Source organism: Candidatus Desulfolinea nitratireducens (assembly GCF_982879505.1).
Map to the genome: position 1 here is coordinate 5,206 of NZ_CEYOSI010000040.1, position 14,615 is coordinate 19,820.

The window sequence follows — 14,615 nt, forward strand, 5'->3', positions numbered from 1 at the left end:
GATGCCTTTTCTCGGTAGTGTTTTTTAAAAGATATGAGTAATCTGATGGTGAAAAAAGACTTCCCGCAGGAAGTCTTTTTTTGTGCATGTGCATAGATACCCACCTGCTCTTTATGTTTATATAGCGGTTGAACAACCATTCATTGAATCAAGGAGAAAAGGATGTTTAAAGAAATAAAGAAGTTTTTAAGTGATGAAAGCGGGCAGGATTTTGGCGAATATGCCTTAATCTTTGGTGCGATCGGTGTGATCGCAATGGCAGTTATTCCGCAGTTTCGAGAAGCGGTGATCAACGCCTTCCAGACCGGGATAAATGCTCTCAATATGGCTGCAGGTGGATAAGGAAATTTGGATGAGAAAGAATGCTGAGCGCGGACAGGCTCTTCGGTGTTACTCAGAGCACCGCCTTCGACATTGCTCACCCGTACCTGCGGCACGAGCACAGGCAGGACAGGCTATGCCGGAATTTGCCCTAATGATCCCGATTATGACCTTGCTGATTTTCGGATTGGTCTTTGCTGGCTTTTATGCTTTTCGGGCAACAGCGGCAGATTGGGGCGTCTTCATTACCGGAGTTGCCGAAGGTTCTTATAACACCCCAGCCACCAGCATCGCCAGAGGCACAATCCTCTGGCCCGATATTCAAGAAGCAGTTGCTACCAGCCAAGATGCGCCTCGCAGAGTTCGTTCGACGATTTCCATAGAAAAGACCACGCCCTGGGCTTTTGGGATCACTTTGATAGAAGCCCAAAAAGGAGAGTCCGTTTTCAGACTTTGGCGTTTCTATCCCGGTCCGCCCCCGCCAGGAGGCTTTGAGTAATGCGAGCGAAGGCTAGAAGATCGGAGAAGGGGCAGGCGATGGCAGAAACGGCTATGTTTTCTGTATTGCTGGTGCTGATGGCCTTTGGCTTTTTGTCGCTAATTCCTATTCACCGGGCACGCACCGCAGCAACCGCATCTGCTTATGGTTGCGCCCAATTTTTGAGCCAATCTCCCGATGCAGTTCGGGCTGCACAAAATGCTTATCAAATTGCAAATACCACCCTGAACTCCGAATGGAGTGGCACTTTTGGTGTGCAGTATAGGGTAAGCGTAGAACCGCCGCGCGCACCAGGCGACCCCGGAGCTTGTACTGTCTCCTGGCAAATCCCGGAATTATTCAGGCTTGGATTTGGGAATGGCTCTTCCCAAGAAAGATTTATCTCTCGTTCAGAAACTTGGAAAGCAAAATGGCGTTGAGAAAAAATAATCCCAGTGAACGTGGACAGACCATTGCACTCTATGCCATTATCCTGCCCCTGATGGCTGTTTTTTTGATGGGTTTGCTTGATTATATGACCACCAGTGTGCGTGTGATGGATGCCGTTGCCATTGGTGATCTGGCTGCTCATGCTGGCGCACAGGAAATTGAAGTGCTGCCAAATGGTGTCATCCGCTCAACTGCCGAAGGGAATGCGGTTGCAGCTACTTATTTTCGTAATCAGGCCCCCTCATATTTACAGATGAACTTTGTGCGGTGCGGGCGTTATCAGGGCAGACCAGGCTGTTTGGTGCAGGCTGGGATTGAAACCCCTGGTTTTCTTTTCCCCAAGCACTGGATTGCAGTCAATACCGTAGGCTATCTGGCGCATGGGGTGACACGAGAAGACCAATAATAAAAAAGGAAAATTATGCTGAAGTTCTTTACCTATACAGATTTATCTGGAAAGCGGCGCTTGCGTACCTATGTGATTATCGCTATCGCTTCATTTGCCTTATTGCTTTTGCTCGCTGGCGGAGCAATGCTTTGGCGTATCTCGGAGTTTGATTCTACTGATATTGTAGAGACACCCGTCTTCGCCCCTCTTAGAGAGACCGCTATTCCTGAAACACCACCAACCAACACACCAGAAGTCTGCCCCTCTAATCCTGCTGATTGGGCTTTGTTGGATTTACCTTTGAGCAAGAACTACAAGTCGCTTAACCCGGCCTGTGTCTACACAGAATTGGGGCGGACGGTAGCTTGGGTATTGGCAATTAGTGAAGGCTATAGCCGAGCAGAAGCAACAGAAGTTCTAGGCTTTTCCACTATGCCCATGACTATGCAAACAGGCGAACTGACAATCCTCACAGACAATAAAGGCCCTCTGTCTGTGCATATGCTTATCAGTCCCCAAGTGCCTGGTTTGGCACAGTGGGCAATTGATGGGGCGGGAAATCCCGCTACAGCGATGGCGTTGCGAGGTTGTTTTCGCACATTTACCTTCGCTGGAAATGAGCAGCAGAATTGGGGAGATGGATATGAAGTAATTTGCGTCGTATCCAAAGATACAGAAGCCTCTTATGGGTTGATGCAATTAGGAGAGCATCTCTTCATTGGCGGAGATGGGCAGATCACAGCCTCGCGCACCTTCCTGCTCTTTGGCTATAAGGGTAAGCGTTGGACTTGGCTTGGTTGGCGTGAAGACGGGGGACGTGTCGATTATGAAGAAATTGGCTTGACCGCTGAATTGGCTACTGCTGATCGTGAAATGAAAAGCTCTATTTTTAGCCTGCCTCTATGGGATAGTGCCTGGTTGGAAGAAAGCTATGGTTTGGCAATGAAGGCTTTGCCAGATAGCTGGAAAGATGCCACAGATACTGCTATCCGCGATGCTATCCTGAATGAAATTAATGCTTATTTTGAATAGGGGAAAAGACTGTCTGGAGACCATCATGAACTCGAAAAAGTTTTTCTTTATTCCGATTATCTTTGCGCTCATATTAAGCCTTATCCAAATAGCACCCGCTCATGCTGATGCAGGGGATTGTTTTTATACGCCACCAGATACTGTAAGCTGCACTACAGGTGGAAGTGGGAATAACGGTGAAAGCGGAGAAGGTGGGAATGGAGGATCGGGTGGTGAGGAAAGAGAACCTTGTACCGAAGTAGCTTTAGCTGATTTCTCGGATGTTTTGATCCCCGCAAGTTATTTTACGACACTGGGTGGTTCAGCCCCTCCTGGTAGCTGCATTCCTGCCAGCGGACTTGTAGATACTTGTTCTGGCAATATTTTTGCTGCCTATACTTCTGGACTTCCAACCGATTGCCCAACAGAATATACCCCGCCGCCAAATCCATGCACAACAGAATTGATCGTAACCTCTGGTGGCGTGATCTGTGGCACTGATTGGGATTGGAATCTTACAGCCAGTGTGAGGTTGCCTGTGATCTCTTTGGATGCCCGTCCCTACCCTGCGACTTTAGTCCGCTGGGAAGACACAGCTCTCCGTCTTGGGGCACTGCCTACTAGTGCTGGAACAGGGCGACTTGATTACGCTGCTTTGGGCGGTGGTAGTCCTGGTAACCCTGCCCCAGGAGATTGGTGTGATATTCGCCTGACCCTGACCTTCCGACCAGCCCAAAGCTCAGCAAGTGTTTCCTTGCCGCATATTGGTGAATTTAATTTACCGCTGGGAGACAATCCCATGCTTTTCTATTGGGACTTACCCTCTCATCCAGAAGCTGGTGGTGGTCCTTTGGCGGGAAGCGTAGGCCTGGATGAATTACCCGCAGATTTTCCTCTTTTTGAAGGCAGAGCCCAAGCGCCTTATCGTCTGTATTGGGAATTGCGTTATTTGGAATGGGATAGTCATTGTGAAGAGGGTGGCAGTGGGGCACTCAACTGCGGACGTGATGAGTATGGCAACTTCACGGGGCATCGCGAATGGGATTGGGAAGGTCGCTCTTCTGGTGGAGAAATTCCCCCATCAGCTGTGCGGGGCTTACCGGCTTCAATGATGGCAGACCTGGATCATAATGGTGCGCCAGATGCTTATTGGGATCGCTCTGTGCAAATCCGCCGTATGGATAATGCCAATCGGGTAGACAATCCGCTTTGGGCGCGGAGCTATTCCTGGGGCAGCATCTTTTATTGGGGCGTGCGAGAAGGGCAAGGGCAAATTGGCTGGCAGGAATAATTTCGCACGAGCCGACTACCCTTTGAAAAAGAGTATATACTTATTATTGAAAGGTCGCTTGGGTGCCCCCCTCACCCAGGTGGCTTTTCATTTTAAGGCATCGGTGAAGGCATGAGCAATGGACAAAAAGCATTCCTGATTGCCTTTATTTTTCTCGTACTGTTTTTCTGTAGCTTTACTTTCTGGAAAGAATTGGAAGCGGATTTTAGTGCAATAGCCTACCTCGAAGGCAAAGGCTATAGATCTGTGAGAATTACTGGTCAACTTGCTGAAGGGCATGGCTGCAAGCCAGATGATGCTTATCGCTTTTCTTTTGACGCGATTCCATCTGATGGTAAAAAAAGAGTGGGTGGTAAGGTCTGTGGCGGTGGCACAGACACTTGGTATGAAGAAAATGTTCTCTGGTAATAAAATTGCGCACGGGCTGACCACCCTTTGAAAAAGACTATATACTGATAATTGAAAGGTCGCTTGGGTGCCCCCTTCACCCAGGCGGCTTTTCGCTTTAATGGTGGTCTTGCATGGGAATATTCAAGAAAATACATCCATCACTCAGGGTACCCCCATAATTATTATCGTATGATGCCCTCTCAGGAGACCGCAACCCAATGCAGAGAAATGCGATATGGCTATTCTTATTCTTATCTTTTAGCACATCAGGTTATCTATCCAAAAACCATGATCAAGGTGTCATGCCCGATTTTCTTGACGAATCCCCGTGTACGGAATTATCAGTAAGTGAAGAAGGCATCATCTGTAAGGTAGGAGAGCCCTTCTGGTATACCCGCCTTTTTCTTCCCTTTCCCCATTTATATGTTGATGAAGAAAGGATTGATTCTATACGGGCTTTTCCGAGTAGCTCTGTGAGTGAGACCATAGAATTTCTGAAAACACCAAGAGAGGAAGATGCTTCCTTCCTTGAGCTGAAACGAGTTCGCCTCACACTTTCCTTCCAACCAATTACCCCAACTTATTTAATGCCCTACATTTCTGATATTTGGCCTTTTTGGGGTGGAAATCGTGTTCCCTATGCGGCAGAGTGGGAGCTTTCTTATTTGCTTCTCGTTGGCGAAGACTGGGAAGAGAGACTGTCTTCAGGAAAAATAACACCAACTGATATTCCTGATCTACAGGACCACCTTGCTGCTGACGCAGATTTCAACAACAATCCTTCTGCCTTTTGGAATTATCAGGTGGAGTTGAGTAAATGAATCTGTTTTTTCTCCTTGCGCTTCTGTCTCTAACTGCTTTTGTGTCCCTATATGATCTTCACCATGCCCGCATTCCAAATTGGGCAACAATCCCACTTCTAATCCTTGGGCTTATTGCCAACAGCCCTCATCCTCTTGGCATCTACATTATCTTACTCAGCTTTTGGATAGCATGGAAACTAGGCTGGATGGGCGCAGGTGATGCAAAATTGTGGATGGGATTGATAGTCTCTCTACCCGCTGCATATCAAATGCTCTGGGCTATTCCCCTTGTTTTCTTCGCTACAGCTGCTTTGCAATTGCTCTGGAGAAAAGTTAGGGGGAAAACCTTGGCAGGTGTCCGTAGTCCAGGCGCGTGGCGAACGCCGGTTTATATGCTCGTTATTTTGGTTCAGGAACTTCACTATGCCTACTGATCTTTTTATGGCTCTCCTTGATAAACGCAACCAGCAGGCGCGTGGAAACCCGATCCTGCCAGCCCTTTTATATATCTTTTGTCCCGCTGCAGCAGGTTGGTGGTTGGCAGGGGCAAATCCTGAGCCTGTCTTTGATGTTGCCTGGCATGCACTGGAAGATTTCAGTCAAGGAAAAACACTCAAGGAAGCCCTCACAGAACATGGAATAGGTGAAGCTGTTCTCGGCGATATTGAAAAATATATTGGTGAAGTGGCCACTTACCGCAGCCACCACCCGATGAGCTCTCCTGAACTCTCGCCTCTTTTCCCTGGTGGGAGATTTGACCCTAGCCACCGACTTGGTTCGCATGTTACGATCAAGAAGATGGGCGGTTGGAATAAGGTCCTGGAATATGCCCGTGTCTGGGCATATCTGATCTATGATTGGCAGGGAGATATGAAAATCTCTCAAGATTCTGATATTCAAATAGAGATGGAATGGTTGGCAATTACTTCACGAGGGGTGCGGAAAGCAGCCTACTTTCCGGCTTGGGTTTGGACAGCAAAGATTGGCAAAGTGGAACGTGATCATATCGGTCTCTTGGTTGAAGATGGACGGGGACATGACCAATTACGTTTCGCTTTGGTACAAGCATCGGATAAAAGGGGAGACAAGACCTGGTCTAATCCCCCGCTGGTTTTTGGTTTGCAACGCGAGAGTGGCGATGCTGAGCTTTTCCAATCAGCTTTTGAGATAGAGAAGTTAATGCAAATGCTCCTGCCTCTGGCAGAAAGAGCAACATCAAAAGTATCTTTCCCTATGCGAGCATTGCGTAATCCTCGTGCTTGTCTGGACTGTGGCTATCAACACCTATGCTACCCGGATAGGACAAAAAAAGGGCGGCAAAAGCCCCTCTTTGGGGATGTTTCTTTAAAAATGCTTCAAAGGTAAAGTCTATGCTTTCTCATAAAAGAATCCATCGCACATTCTCCGTTTTGCTAATAGCGCTTTCAATGGTCTTTCTGATGCTTGCTTCTTCCAGTATCGCTCCCGTATCCGCAGGCGGAGAAGTAAGGATGCAGGCACAGACTGATACGCCTGAAGGTGGAGATGATCCGGACGACGCTGAAGAGCCTCCCGAAGAATCTACATCCGTGGTTACTTCAATTACCCAATCTTTCTTCAATGTTGTCTTTCACGATGATACGATTTCCAAGGCATTGAGCAATCTCTTCAAGAAAACTGCCGAAGCGCAAAAGACAGATTTCCAAAAAGAAGTTGCCCGCTGGTCATCCGCTTTGAACGAATTAGTAAAGCCTGCTGAAAAAGATCAATTCACTACTGTCGCAAAATCAGGGTTGAAGACTGCCGCGGCTTTGGCTCCCGCCCTATTCCTGCTTCGTCTTGCACTCTATCATTGGAGCAAGTTACTCGGAGATGGAAATGACACTCCAATGGTTGTAGTTGGGGATTGGCTAACAGCCGGATTATTAGCCGTCCTTTCTGGTCCTTTTCTTGATCTGATCTCACGCTTAGGCTGGTGGATGTGCAAAGTCGCTGCTGTTGGAGAAACACGTGTCCTCGCATCCAATTTTGTGACCCTGATGTCTGCTCCTTCCTTTCTGAGTATTACCTCAGTCATTCCTGGGCTTGTCTTTTTGCAATCCTTGATCGGGATTGGGATGACCTTCGCCGCTATCTTAGCCATGTCTGGGCTTCTTTTTGCCTTTGTCTCTGCGCAAGCCACTCTCTTTGTTTTGGCTGTTTTGGGTCCTGCCATTTCTGTGGGTGCAGTCATTCCACAAATGCGCTGGTTGCGTTCTCTATGGTTAAAGGCAGTTGTTTTAATTTCCCTTCTGCCACTGATTGCAGGAGCGATTTTTAAGGCAGCCGTCTCTGTGGCTGGAGCGATTAGTCAGGGTGGGATGGTACTCAGCCTGGTACGCTTATTATGGCTCTTTGGCGCAACGGGAGCCTTGCTTTCTCTGTCTGGCATTCTGGCAAAAATGACCTTGAGCGCTTCTGGAGAAGCGGCTAAGAAAATCTTTGGAGTGGCAAAAGGATTAGTGGCAACTGCGGCTTTGGCAGCGGCTACAGGCGGGGTTGGTGCTGCGGCAGGTGGGGCGGCAGCCGCGGGAGGAGGGGCAGCGGCTGGTACAGGAGCTACTGGAGCAGGAGCGGCAGCAACAGCCGCAGGTACAGAAATGGCACATCTCGCCAAATCGCAAGGCTTTAATAAATTGGGAACAGCCCTTGATGCAGTGGGTGCCCATAAACAAGCCAGAGTAGCTTATGGCATGGCTCGAAGCAGTGACCTTTCAGCCAGACAAGATCGCTTGCAAACAAAAATAGATGGCTTTGGTGGTGCGTCAAGCAAGCCCCAAGCTAATCAATCATCACCAGCATCTTCAGACCTTGGTTTTTCTGCTTCTGCTGGAGTCAAAAAAGATATTCTCTCAGGCTTTGGGGGTTCATCAGATGAGTTTCGTTCAGCTTATAGTGGGCTATCTTCTCATATGGAAGCAGCAGGCTTTTCCCCCGATGGCTTTGCTTCCCAATACCCGCAAGCGGTAGGGATGATGGCGAAAACCTATACCCAATCCCAGCAGGAAATAGATGATGCCACAGCCCCTTTATGGGAGACCGCTAACAGAGCTGGAGTGGATGCCGAACTACTTTCTCTTCTTGAGCAGGCAAAAAAACAAGATGGTTGACGCGAACGCAACACCTTTTTGGTTGCTATCCTTTGCGCTCTTCAGCTTTGCGGATTTGCGTTATCGCCTGGTACCAGCGATTGAGATTTTCTTCTTGGCAAGCCTTTTTATTGCCGCTTCTGGTTCTTTCCCTCAGGTTCTTGCAATTGTCCTGGCGGTAGCTTGGGGCATCTTTACTTCTTTCCCCGGATTTCTGGTTATCCCAGCCTTATTCTTCCCTCCAGCTTGGGTGTTATTACTGACCGGATTTGGCGTTCGGCGCGGCTTAATTGGCAGAGCAGACCTTCTTGCCCTAGCTGGCATCGCAGCTTTATTTCCTTGGACAGCCCTAATTCTATCTGTCTTGGGGGTGGAATTATGGCGCAGATGGTGGCGGAAACGCTACCCAAACGATGGACTTTCCCCCGCCTTGCCGGGCATGTTATTGGGACTGTCTGTCTTTAGCCTTGCCCAATGGCTTTGGGTTGTATAAAGCCGTTGTTTTTTGGGGAATGTTTTGTGCTGCAAGTATTTCTCTTTCAGCAATAATCATCGTAGAGAAAAGAATTTAACGCATATCAGGGGGTACCCCCATGCGGAATCTTCTATACTGCCGCCATGAGAGCAGGTGTTATTGGCGTTCCAACCCCCTATCAGATTTTTGGCGAATTTGCCGGGCTCCCCTTTTGGGGAGGCGGTCTTACACTACTAGCAGCTGCTCCTGGTGTTGGAAAAACAAGTTGGATGTTGCGGATGCTTTTTGATGCCGCGGCCCAAAATATCCCCACCGCTATAGGCTGTTATGAGCATACCGAAGAAGAATTGAAATACAGAATATCCCAACAGGCTTCTGCCATGCTTGCAGGCCCTCATGGGGAAGCAGAGCAATTCGCCAGAGAAGATAAATTAGCAGAATGTGGGAACGCAGTCTTGCTCTCTTTGGATGATCGCCGTGATACGGTGCGTGGCTTGGAAGATGTTTTACTGAACACCTACAACTTCCCTCAAAAAGGAAAGGCCCTGCTGACTGTGGATTATCTCAACCGTATGCCAGTGGTTGGACTAACAGGGATGATCCCCTTGGAGTTGCGTAGCGGAGAAGCCGCCGCGGCTTTACGTGCGATGTCCAGACGACATGAATGGGCGATTATTGTGGCTGCCGCTTTAAAGGCAGAAAGTTTTTATTTGGACGAAGATTTTAACCTGGGGCATTTACTAGGCGATGAGCGTGTGCCTTATGAAGCAGATCGTGTCCTTTTGGTTTCTCGAGAAGGTGAGCCTGCCAACTGTGGTTGTCTTAATCTGGTGGTGCATACCCTCAAAGACCGTACTGGTCCAACCCGCACCTGGAAGCTCCAGTTCTGGGGAGAGCGTTTCTACCCTGCACTCGAATCTGAATTCGATGAGCATATCCAATAGGCGGACTTGATGAGTAGTGTTGCAGATATTCTGCTTGGCATTTTCAGGGAAGCATGGCAGGTACTGGTCGCATTGACCTTGGCTATTGGGTTGTTGGCTGGGCTAGCACAAATCCTGCGTCTCTCCGCAGGCACAATGATTGGCGCAAATCTGTGGGTCTGGGAAGCGATGGCAGGTATTTCCGGTGTATTGATGCTGGTTCTTTTTGCCTTTTTAGGTATTCCTGTTTTGGTAGAAGCAACCTCATCTTCCATCCCCGGTGGGGCTGGGTGCGGACCGATTAATGATTTGGGTACATTTTCAGCGATGCTGATCGCAGGGCTGGCGGGTTTGCGCATGTTGAAAGCGACCTTTTTGGCAGTCTTGTCGGCATCTGCTGGAGGGGCAAGTAATACGACTAATGCCTTGATTGAAATCGTTGAAGCGATGTTTGGGATGCTACTGGCAAGTGTCGCCGTCCCTGCTGCGGCAATCTTTTTAGGTGCATGTTGACACTATTTTTGGAGTATATCTATGAGTTTTTCAGGTGCTAATCCCCAGTCTTTACTGGATGATGGTCCAGGACTTTTTGGCCCCGTCATGGAGCAAATCCTAATTCTAGCCAGAGATGCGTGGGGTTTTCTGGTTGGGTTGATCGTCGTTGTTGCCCTGCTGGGTGGTTTGTTTTATGTCCTGCAAGGCAGTGCGGGGATGGCATTTGGTGGTTCCAAGATGGCGACCTATGCCATTTTGGGTGTGGTGGGCTTGGTGATTATGGTGCTAATTGGTTTTCTAATCTTGCCGCAGCTCGGAGAGTTGCTGGAAGGCTTTAAACCCAACCCTCCTTTTCGTCCAGCCCCACAACCTTGGGAAGAAATAGGCAGATTGCTAAAGGGACACCTTCCTTATGTTTAACGATCGTGACCTAAGCATTATGGGCGTAGGGGCGATTGCGGCGGTAATTTGCCTGCTCATTCCTTCTCTGGGGCTGGTTGCTAAAGGGATTATCGCATTTGTGATTTTGATGATCTTCATGGCCTTGGCTTTGATTCGCTTGGGCCCAGACCGCGTGCCGATGGAAGTCTTTCTAAAACGACGCATCAAATTTGCAACCCAGGTTCGGCAGCACACCTATCACGGGAGACGTGATAGAGCTATCCCTACAACACATATCCCAAAAACACCTTCTCATTTTCGCCCCTTATCTTTGCAACTGGATGATAGCAATATCTATTGGGTGGTTTCTATTTGGCTGGCAGTGATAGGGATTTATTTTGTGATCTGGTTACAAAATGGGGGTGCTGAAGAAATTTCTTTTTGGATCAGACAACTATAGGCATTAGGAGAAAGAATGATTTTTTTATTATCCCTCATTGGTGCATTGGCATTGGCTTCGATTCCCCTTCTTCTGGGGTGGAGGCGTACATATAGTGCCGCACAAATGGCCAGGCAGATGGGCGTAGCCCCACCTGAGAAACGCGTTGATCTGGAGAAGATGGCGCGCCAAACAGGAACAGGCTTGACGCTTAATCAAATTCTTTTTGGCTTCCTGACTTGGGCTGGGGGAGGTCTTGTTGCTGGTTTGACTTTGGGCATGGTGCCTGCTATTTTATTCTCTATTGCGGGGGGATTGATCTATAGCGGTTCACTATCTGATATTCGGCAGGCTTTTCGCTTGCAGCAAGCCAAAGATATTTTGCGTGGCTTATCTGTGGTAGAGACTTTGTTGGGGCAAGGGAGAACCTTGCAGGATTCTTTGGAAGGGGCAGCCAGATCGGTTGGACCAGATGGTCGTCTTGTTCTCGAAGATTTGGTCTTGCGCTTGCGTACAGCAGCTTCTGATCAGGCAGCGAAGGCAGTCAAGGAATGGACGTTGACTTGGGACAATCCAGCCGTTGATATTGTAGCGACCTCTTTGCTCGCATCTATTGAAGGGCGAATTGAAATCTCTCCACTGATTGCTAATCTACGCACAACATTGGGTGCTGTTGTGGAAGTTCTATCTCGTGCGCGTGCAGCCTCCAAAGGTATCGAATGGCAAGCTCGTTTTCTAGCACTTTTTCCGCCAGGAGTGCTGGTTGTGATTTCAATTATGACACCAGAGAACGGACGAATGTATGCGCAGAATCCAGTTTTTCTCTTGCCTGTACTGCTTGGTTCAGGACTGTCCTATTGGCTATCTATGCGGATGGTTCGCAACGGACTTTCAATTGAAGCTTCGATGGGGTTACAGTCTGGGGAAGTAGGTATGATCCAGTTGGATCGGATAGGGAAGGTTCTCTAAGACTCTATGAAAGGTTTATTGAAAATCACCGGTGGGGCAATCGCTCTCCCCTTCTTATGTGGAATTGTTTTTGTGGTTGCCTATGTGGTAATGGTGGGGGTTGCTATTCCGCAACTACCTTCCTGGGCGCAACCCAGTCTAACCAAGTGGCTTTTGGATATCCCTCAGGATAGTGATAATTATGATGCGCCAGCCTGGAATGAATACGATCCTACGCGTGCTTTTTCTGGCACTTGGACGGACTATATAGGTTTAGATGCAGAGATTATTGGCATTCCTTTATGGGGACCGCTAACAAAATGGGGTGAAGTTTATGAAAAGCCCTTATTAGGTTGTACATACCATGATTCGAACTATAGTTCTCACACTGGCGTTGATTTCCCCGTAGATGTGGGCACACCGCTTCATGCTGTCTTGAGCGGTGAGGTTGTTTGGGCAGGGATGAATGGTCCCTGGGGTAGATTGGTTGTGATTGAAAATAATGGCTATCAGGTTTGGTTAGCGCATTTTAGCGAAATCTATGTGGAAGAAGGGCAAATCATAGAACGGGGAGATATTTTGGGACTATCCGGAGGTGACCCGGCTGATCCTGGTTCTGGAAATTCTTCTGGACCGCACCTGCATTATGGGATCAAGCAGCGTGATGGAGATGATTATTGGTGGGTTAATCCAAACCAGTTTTTCACGTCGGATGATTATCTCCCTTGGGGATGTTCCGACTAAAGCTACAATGGCCGTACATATCCGAAATATCCTCTTTGCAGGCACAGAGAGTTTGGAGATTTCTCCAGGGCGTTGGACAGATACCTTTCTCTATCCCATTTCTTATAATCACTCTCTTCCCCCTTGGGACTATGGTCGTGCGGTGCGGACAAAGATCAATACTTTAGCCAAGTACCGGCGGGGAGCCTCTCTATGGATACAGGTTGAATCACCAGGTAGGTGGTATTGGGAAGAGGTAAAATCTGCTCTTTACGGTTTGCCTCTTGCAACGGCAATTACACGTAGAGACACTCGCCCTGTGTTGACAGATTTTTCTTTTATCCCGCGTACTTTTATTAAACCCTCACCTGGTGCGCCCGCTGCCGAAAGTTGGCAGCCTTTTGATATGGCAGATGAAGAAATCCAAGCCTTACGTGTTTTGGCGAGGATCAAGACAGGCTACACATCGGAAGTTTCTTCTCTAACCGGTTATAGTGTTTGGAAGGCGAGACGAATACTGCGAGATTTGCATAAAAAGGAATTGATTGTTTTCCATGAAGAACCACCCAAAGAACAGGATGAGAGAAAAAGTTTTTATCCATTCTGGAGTGTGAAGCGGAAAGGCGTTTCATTAGCTTTGCGTAGCTGGGGAATCCCAAAGGGAGCTAATTTTACAGCTTATAGAGAAAGACGAAACCCTAAAGATGGACGGCATCGACGTACTTCGCGTTTGTGGATTGCTTCTTTACGTAGGGCATGGTCTGGGGCTGAGATTTGGACAGGTTGGAGCGAAGTCCAAATACCTGGTTTGAGAACCGCACCAGATGCGTTAGCTTGGGGAAAGTTAAATGGACATGAAACTTTATTTTGGTTGGAGGTAGAGGGGGGAGGAACTTCTGGGAGGGTGATTATGCAGCGTTCAGCAAAGCGTTTTCGGAAGGCGATCTTATATGCAGAGGAGCATGATCTCCATTTGGTCTTTGCCTTGCTTGCCAAGCCTTGGGCTGGGAGAGCGGCGAGATTGGCTTTTGTGGGGGTGCCTGAAAATATAGCGGTTGTTGTTGCTGATTGGAAGGGGTTTGGGGCTTTGCCTATTCCGCAGTGGAAGAGAGTGGTTTTCGGGAGGGGATTGAAACACTGAGCGAACTCTAAGGAAAAACCTAAAAGGGCGAATTTTCAGGTGTTTTTTGGAAAAACAGAGATGTTATCTCCTAGTGTAGCGTTTCGCTATCTTGATTATTTTCACTTGGGTTTATAAACGTAATAAAGCCTCCTTATGGGGAGTATGTTTGTTATGGCTCGGTTGAGAAAGATAAGCTAGCTCGATTTCCTTTTTCATCTACGTAGGAATAATTGTAATCACCAGTACCCTTGTGAAGATATGAAGTAACAAGATTTCCAAGCGCATCTGTTTTTTTTTGATAATCAACAGTCCATGCTGATGTTACCTGGCTCCCATCGCTACAAACTGTCTCGCTGTAATTTGAAGATACTGTAATTACGCTATTAGGTTCAAATCCGGTTAGATTTATTCGAACATCCCACTCACAGGGGCGAATTAATTTATTACTAACTAAGCTAGCTGCTGCTTCTGTTGAATGTGCGGGCGTATCTTGTTCAGATAAAGACCACACTTTAATATCATCTAAGTGTACTTCTTCATTGCCTCCAATATAAAAACCTATGCCGCCACTTTCTCGGACAAGTGGTAAATTAGCTTCTGTGGTTGATGCTAATTTATCATCGACGTAGAAACTTAGTGTGCTCTGATCAAGCTCGAAACGAAACGTATACCATTGGTTATGTCTAATTGAATAGCTCTTACTAATATCATATCCACCCCATTCTACGTTCTGTGCTACATCAAACTCAGATAAAGCTATATAGTTATCATTACTACCTATATAGAAAGTATAAAATGCACTTCCGCCGTCTGCACTGTCAACGACAATTAGAAAAGGACATGGCGACAATTAGAAATGCCCATAGTTA

General features: G+C 47.7%; 20 protein-coding genes. 19 read left to right on the forward strand and 1 reads right to left on the reverse strand.

All coding sequences use genetic code 11. The features are described 5' to 3' along the window. Nucleotides 1-162 precede the first annotated feature (162 nt). The 19 genes from AC3DOM_RS05330 (at nucleotide 163) to AC3DOM_RS05420 (ending at nucleotide 13,764) form a co-directional block, all read left to right on the forward strand. The gene (locus AC3DOM_RS05330; RefSeq protein ID WP_487917991.1) at nucleotides 163-342 is read left to right on the forward strand and encodes a Flp family type IVb pilin; all 180 of its coding nucleotides are present in this window, start codon (nucleotides 163-165) and stop codon (nucleotides 340-342) included. A 10-nt stretch (nucleotides 343-352) separates the two neighbouring features. Further along, the gene (locus AC3DOM_RS05335) at nucleotides 353-820 is read left to right on the forward strand and encodes a TadE family protein (protein ID WP_487917992.1); all 468 of its coding nucleotides are present in this window, start codon (nucleotides 353-355) and stop codon (nucleotides 818-820) included. Further along, nucleotides 820-1,239 (forward strand): hypothetical protein, encoded by a 420-nt coding sequence (locus AC3DOM_RS05340; protein ID WP_487917993.1) that lies wholly within the window; start codon nucleotides 820-822, stop codon nucleotides 1,237-1,239. Before AC3DOM_RS05335 ends, AC3DOM_RS05340 begins: the two co-directional genes overlap by 1 nt. After that, nucleotides 1,230-1,655: a hypothetical protein gene (locus tag AC3DOM_RS05345; RefSeq protein WP_487917994.1), complete on the forward strand. Its 426-nt coding sequence runs from the start codon at nucleotides 1,230-1,232 to the stop codon at nucleotides 1,653-1,655. Before AC3DOM_RS05340 ends, AC3DOM_RS05345 begins: the two co-directional genes overlap by 10 nt. A gap of 15 nt (nucleotides 1,656-1,670) precedes the next feature. Further along, on the forward strand, nucleotides 1,671-2,669 hold the full coding sequence (locus AC3DOM_RS05350; RefSeq protein WP_487917995.1) for a hypothetical protein: 999 nt from the start codon (nucleotides 1,671-1,673) through the stop codon (nucleotides 2,667-2,669). Between the two features lie 25 nt (nucleotides 2,670-2,694). Beyond that, a complete protein-coding gene (locus AC3DOM_RS05355) occupies nucleotides 2,695-3,939 on the forward strand; it encodes a hypothetical protein (protein WP_487917996.1) in 1,245 nt (414 codons plus the stop codon). A gap of 111 nt (nucleotides 3,940-4,050) precedes the next feature. Then, nucleotides 4,051-4,347: a hypothetical protein gene (locus AC3DOM_RS05360; RefSeq protein ID WP_487917997.1), complete on the forward strand. Its 297-nt coding sequence runs from the start codon at nucleotides 4,051-4,053 to the stop codon at nucleotides 4,345-4,347. Between the two features lie 455 nt (nucleotides 4,348-4,802). Continuing rightward, a complete protein-coding gene (locus AC3DOM_RS05365; RefSeq protein ID WP_487917998.1) occupies nucleotides 4,803-5,150 on the forward strand; it encodes a hypothetical protein in 348 nt (115 codons plus the stop codon). Beyond that, nucleotides 5,147-5,566: an A24 family peptidase gene (locus AC3DOM_RS05370; protein ID WP_487917999.1), complete on the forward strand. Its 420-nt coding sequence runs from the start codon at nucleotides 5,147-5,149 to the stop codon at nucleotides 5,564-5,566. Before AC3DOM_RS05365 ends, AC3DOM_RS05370 begins: the two co-directional genes overlap by 4 nt. Next, nucleotides 5,556-6,497, forward strand: a complete 942-nt coding sequence (locus tag AC3DOM_RS05375) for a hypothetical protein (protein WP_487918000.1) — start codon at nucleotides 5,556-5,558, stop codon at nucleotides 6,495-6,497. The genes AC3DOM_RS05370 and AC3DOM_RS05375 overlap by 11 nt, the downstream gene beginning before the upstream one ends. A 5-nt stretch (nucleotides 6,498-6,502) precedes the next feature. Then, a complete protein-coding gene (locus AC3DOM_RS05380) occupies nucleotides 6,503-8,260 on the forward strand; it encodes a hypothetical protein (RefSeq protein ID WP_487918001.1) in 1,758 nt (585 codons plus the stop codon). After that, nucleotides 8,253-8,732 (forward strand): hypothetical protein, encoded by a 480-nt coding sequence (locus tag AC3DOM_RS05385; RefSeq protein WP_487918002.1) that lies wholly within the window; start codon nucleotides 8,253-8,255, stop codon nucleotides 8,730-8,732. The genes AC3DOM_RS05380 and AC3DOM_RS05385 overlap by 8 nt, the downstream gene beginning before the upstream one ends. Before the next feature lie 125 nt (nucleotides 8,733-8,857). Beyond that, nucleotides 8,858-9,658: a DnaB-like helicase C-terminal domain-containing protein gene (locus AC3DOM_RS05390; protein WP_487918003.1), complete on the forward strand. Its 801-nt coding sequence runs from the start codon at nucleotides 8,858-8,860 to the stop codon at nucleotides 9,656-9,658. 9 nt (nucleotides 9,659-9,667) lie between these two features. Next, nucleotides 9,668-10,150 (forward strand): hypothetical protein, encoded by a 483-nt coding sequence (locus tag AC3DOM_RS05395; protein WP_487918004.1) that lies wholly within the window; start codon nucleotides 9,668-9,670, stop codon nucleotides 10,148-10,150. A gap of 21 nt (nucleotides 10,151-10,171) precedes the next feature. Then, nucleotides 10,172-10,552, forward strand: a complete 381-nt coding sequence (locus AC3DOM_RS05400) for a DUF4564 domain-containing protein (RefSeq protein ID WP_487918005.1) — start codon at nucleotides 10,172-10,174, stop codon at nucleotides 10,550-10,552. Then, complete coding sequence (locus AC3DOM_RS05405; protein WP_487918006.1) at nucleotides 10,545-10,973, forward strand: hypothetical protein; 429 nt, start codon at nucleotides 10,545-10,547, stop codon at nucleotides 10,971-10,973. The genes AC3DOM_RS05400 and AC3DOM_RS05405 overlap by 8 nt, the downstream gene beginning before the upstream one ends. A gap of 15 nt (nucleotides 10,974-10,988) precedes the next feature. Continuing rightward, nucleotides 10,989-11,921 (forward strand): hypothetical protein, encoded by a 933-nt coding sequence (locus tag AC3DOM_RS05410; RefSeq protein ID WP_487918007.1) that lies wholly within the window; start codon nucleotides 10,989-10,991, stop codon nucleotides 11,919-11,921. Between the two features lie 6 nt (nucleotides 11,922-11,927). After that, a complete protein-coding gene (locus tag AC3DOM_RS05415) occupies nucleotides 11,928-12,644 on the forward strand; it encodes a M23 family metallopeptidase (protein WP_487918008.1) in 717 nt (238 codons plus the stop codon). Next, a complete protein-coding gene (locus AC3DOM_RS05420; RefSeq protein ID WP_487918009.1) occupies nucleotides 12,547-13,764 on the forward strand; it encodes a hypothetical protein in 1,218 nt (405 codons plus the stop codon). Before AC3DOM_RS05415 ends, AC3DOM_RS05420 begins: the two co-directional genes overlap by 98 nt. Nucleotides 13,765-13,915: 151 nt before the next feature. Here AC3DOM_RS05420 and AC3DOM_RS05425 read toward each other — a convergent pair whose 3' ends face one another. Next, complete coding sequence (locus AC3DOM_RS05425) at nucleotides 13,916-14,596, reverse strand: hypothetical protein (protein WP_487918010.1); 681 nt, start codon at nucleotides 14,594-14,596, stop codon at nucleotides 13,916-13,918. Between the last annotated feature and the right edge of the window lie 19 nt (nucleotides 14,597-14,615).

Excerpts from the sequence above, each read along its gene's own strand:
- AC3DOM_RS05330 (WP_487917991.1), top strand. The coding sequence starts at position 163 with ATGTTTAAAGAAATAAAGAAGTTTTTAAGTGATGAAAGCGGGCAGGAT.
- AC3DOM_RS05335 (WP_487917992.1), top strand. The coding sequence starts at position 353 with ATGAGAAAGAATGCTGAGCGCGGACAGGCTCTTCGGTGTTACTCAGAG.
- AC3DOM_RS05340 (WP_487917993.1), top strand. The coding sequence starts at position 820 with ATGCGAGCGAAGGCTAGAAGATCGGAGAAGGGGCAGGCGATGGCAGAA.
- AC3DOM_RS05345 (WP_487917994.1), top strand. The coding sequence starts at position 1,230 with ATGGCGTTGAGAAAAAATAATCCCAGTGAACGTGGACAGACCATTGCA.
- AC3DOM_RS05350 (WP_487917995.1), top strand. The coding sequence starts at position 1,671 with ATGCTGAAGTTCTTTACCTATACAGATTTATCTGGAAAGCGGCGCTTG.
- AC3DOM_RS05355 (WP_487917996.1), top strand. The coding sequence starts at position 2,695 with ATGAACTCGAAAAAGTTTTTCTTTATTCCGATTATCTTTGCGCTCATA.
- AC3DOM_RS05360 (WP_487917997.1), top strand. The coding sequence starts at position 4,051 with ATGAGCAATGGACAAAAAGCATTCCTGATTGCCTTTATTTTTCTCGTA.
- AC3DOM_RS05370 (WP_487917999.1), top strand. The coding sequence starts at position 5,147 with ATGAATCTGTTTTTTCTCCTTGCGCTTCTGTCTCTAACTGCTTTTGTG.
- AC3DOM_RS05375 (WP_487918000.1), top strand. The coding sequence starts at position 5,556 with ATGCCTACTGATCTTTTTATGGCTCTCCTTGATAAACGCAACCAGCAG.
- AC3DOM_RS05380 (WP_487918001.1), top strand. The coding sequence starts at position 6,503 with ATGCTTTCTCATAAAAGAATCCATCGCACATTCTCCGTTTTGCTAATA.
- AC3DOM_RS05385 (WP_487918002.1), top strand. The coding sequence starts at position 8,253 with ATGGTTGACGCGAACGCAACACCTTTTTGGTTGCTATCCTTTGCGCTC.
- AC3DOM_RS05390 (WP_487918003.1), top strand. The coding sequence starts at position 8,858 with ATGAGAGCAGGTGTTATTGGCGTTCCAACCCCCTATCAGATTTTTGGC.
- AC3DOM_RS05395 (WP_487918004.1), top strand. The coding sequence starts at position 9,668 with ATGAGTAGTGTTGCAGATATTCTGCTTGGCATTTTCAGGGAAGCATGG.
- AC3DOM_RS05400 (WP_487918005.1), top strand. The coding sequence starts at position 10,172 with ATGAGTTTTTCAGGTGCTAATCCCCAGTCTTTACTGGATGATGGTCCA.
- AC3DOM_RS05405 (WP_487918006.1), top strand. The coding sequence starts at position 10,545 with ATGTTTAACGATCGTGACCTAAGCATTATGGGCGTAGGGGCGATTGCG.
- AC3DOM_RS05410 (WP_487918007.1), top strand. The coding sequence starts at position 10,989 with ATGATTTTTTTATTATCCCTCATTGGTGCATTGGCATTGGCTTCGATT.
- AC3DOM_RS05415 (WP_487918008.1), top strand. The coding sequence starts at position 11,928 with ATGAAAGGTTTATTGAAAATCACCGGTGGGGCAATCGCTCTCCCCTTC.
- AC3DOM_RS05420 (WP_487918009.1), top strand. The coding sequence starts at position 12,547 with ATGGGATCAAGCAGCGTGATGGAGATGATTATTGGTGGGTTAATCCAA.